Here is a 2,779-nt window from a genome sequence, read left to right on the forward strand (position 1 = left end):
CTTTGTAAAAGGGCGAAACGCCCTTTTACAAAGGAGACAGTTTCTCAAGTGAATTTCCTTCGCAAAAAGGGACATTTTCTCAAGTTATTGACAATAGGAGGCAGTCCCCGTGTTTGAGGACTGCCTCCCTGATATGGAGGATTATCTATCTTTCAGCGTCGATCTTTGCGATTGCCTTTTCGAGAATGTCCAGGCCGGCGGCGATCTGTTCGTCAGTGATTACCAGCGGCATCAGGAATCGGATGCAATTGTCTCTCACGCCGGCGCCGAGAACAACCAGACCGTTGCGCATACACTCATTGATGATGGCCTTTGTTTCTGTCTTTGCCGGCTCTTTCGTACCTCTGTCCTGTACAAATTCCAGAACCAGCATCGCGCCTACGCCTCTCACGTCGCCGATGATCTGGTATTTTTCTTTCATTTCCAGGAATCTCTTCATGGTCACATCGCCGATATGTCTTGCTTTCGCGCAGTAATCGTCCCGCTCCATGATTTCCAGAACTTTGAGAGCAGAGGCTGTGGCCAGAGCGTTGCCGCAGTAGGTGCCGCCCAGTTCTCCCGGGGAAACGGCCTCCATGATCTCCTTTTTGGCGGTTACACAGGCTACCGGAATACCGCCGGCCACAGATTTGGCGCTCACTACGATATCCGGTCTTACGCTCCAATGCTCACAGGCGAACATCTTACCTGTACGGGCGTAACCTGCCTGAATTTCATCAGCGATCAACAGAATTCCATATTTATCGCACAAACGTCTCAGTTCCTGAAGGAATTCGTCTGGAGGAATAATGAATCCGCCTTCTCCCAAAACAGGTTCTAAGATAATTGCCGCTGTTTCATCCGGCGCTACATATTCCAGGAAGAAGCTTTCCTCAAACATCTTCGCGCAGTGCATGCCGCAGGATTCCTTTTCCAGTCCGTACGGGCATCTGTAGCAGTACGGGAACGGGAAACGGTTCACGCCCTGCGGCAGCGGGCCGAAGCCGGTCTTATACGGATGGCATTTGCTGGTCATAGCCATTGTCATATAGCTTCTTCCGTGGAAAGCCCCCGCAAAGCAGATGATCTCGCTTCTTCCGGTGTATCTTCTCGCCAGCTTAACGGCATTTTCATCCGCCTCAGCTCCGGTATTGACCAGTATGGTTTTCTTTTCTCCTTCGATTGGAATAATTTCGTTCAGCTTTTCCGCCAGACGCGGATACTGCTCATAATTAAACACATTCAGGTTCGGCGCGAAATATTTATCCGCCTGCGCTTTTACCGCTTCCACTACCTCAGGATGGGAATGGCCGATATTCAGCACGCCGATTCCTGCGACAAAATCAAGAAATACGTTTCCATCGACATCCTGCACCATTGCGCCTTCCGCTTTTTCTACGAACACTGGCGCCAGCATGGCTACCGCATCGGTGACATTATCCTTTCTAACCTTTAACAATTCCGTGGATTTTGGACCCGGTACCGTATCTGTAACGATCTTTGGCAAACTTGTTCTAAGTGACATTTTTCTCCTCCTCTTTCTATCAACAAAACATTATTTTAATAGCACTCCGCATAGATCTCTTTAATCAATTCTTTTGTAAGGGGAACATAGGAATTGGTTACCAGACGCTGCTGATTTGCCAGTACGGAATCTGCGAACACCTCAATATCCTCTTCTTTGAACCCGTATTCTCTCAGAGGCTTCAGATGCAGAATCGTCTCTTCAAGGGCCGCCAGCTTATCCAGGGCTTCCTCCTCGCTGCCGCCCAGAATACGAGCGATCGTTTTCTTGAACTCTGCGATTTTTCCATCCGGCTGGATCGCGTTATACTTTTCCAGCACCTTTCCGAAGAGCGCGTAATTGGATTCGCCGTGGGGCACGTGATAAGTACCTCCCAGCGGGAAGGACATGGCGTGTACCGTAGCGCAGCCCGCCTGCAGGAAAGCGATTCCCGCATAGCACGCGGCCGTAGAAAATTCTTCCAGATAATCAAACCTGGCCTCAGGGCCGGACTCTCCGATTCTTCGGAAGCCTTCGAGAATCAATTCCATGGCCTTCACGCCGTACAGCTCAGAGGTCATGGTTGCTCTTGCCGGAGACAGATAGGATTCTACGGCGTGGATCAGAGCGTCGATGGCCGAAGATGCGAACGGAGCATATGGCAGCGTTTTCAGCATCCCCGGAATCAGGCACACATCCTGCGGGATCAGCAGATCCGATACCAGTCCCAACTTTGTGGTATCTCCGTTTTCATCCCTTACGATGGCTACGGAAATATTGGTTACCTCAGAACCGGTACCGCAGGTTGTGGGAATCGCCACCAGCCTTTTTTCCGGTACAACCTCCGCCTCTTTGAAGAACAGCTGATGAACCGTTCCCGTTCTCTTTAAGGAAAGCAGTTTGCCGATATCCATGATCGCTCCGCCTCCCACTGCGATGACCCGATCATAGGAATCCTCCTTAACCGCCGAAAAAATATCCGTAATCATTTCTTCCGATGGCTCTCCGGCACCGAATTTTTCCTGAAAAACGACCTGACAGTCCAGTTTCAGTTCTTTCATAAAGGGCGTATAGACAAATTCGTTGGTAAACAGCAGATCTCTTGATCCCAGCTGAAATTCTTCCGCAAAGTCCCTGAATTCCTTGAATTTGTGCAGCTGTCCTTTAATCAGTATCTCTTTCATTTTAATTGAACCTCCTTTATATTCTGAATAACTATTCGTTAATAACGGCTAAATCGGTTATTCGGCGTCCCACTGAGCGATGATCTCGGGGATGACCTTTTTCAGGTCGCCG

Annotated in this window: 2 protein-coding genes; both read right to left on the reverse strand. The window is 49.6% G+C overall.

The features are described from left to right. Positions 1 to 145: 145 nt before the first annotated feature. On the reverse strand, positions 146 to 1,504 hold the full coding sequence (gene gabT, locus NE619_RS17615) for a 4-aminobutyrate--2-oxoglutarate transaminase (protein ID WP_256133800.1): 1,359 nt from the start codon (positions 1,502 to 1,504) through the stop codon (positions 146 to 148). A 35-nt stretch (positions 1,505 to 1,539) separates the two neighbouring features. Next, positions 1,540 to 2,667 (reverse strand): 4-hydroxybutyrate dehydrogenase, encoded by a 1,128-nt coding sequence (locus NE619_RS17620; RefSeq protein WP_256133801.1) that lies wholly within the window; start codon positions 2,665 to 2,667, stop codon positions 1,540 to 1,542. Positions 2,668 to 2,779: the final 112 nt, after the last annotated feature.

The sequence above is a fragment of the Anaerovorax odorimutans genome (genome assembly GCF_024459955.1).
GTDB classification, from domain to species: domain Bacteria; phylum Bacillota; class Clostridia; order Peptostreptococcales; family Anaerovoracaceae; genus Hominibacterium; species Hominibacterium odorimutans_A.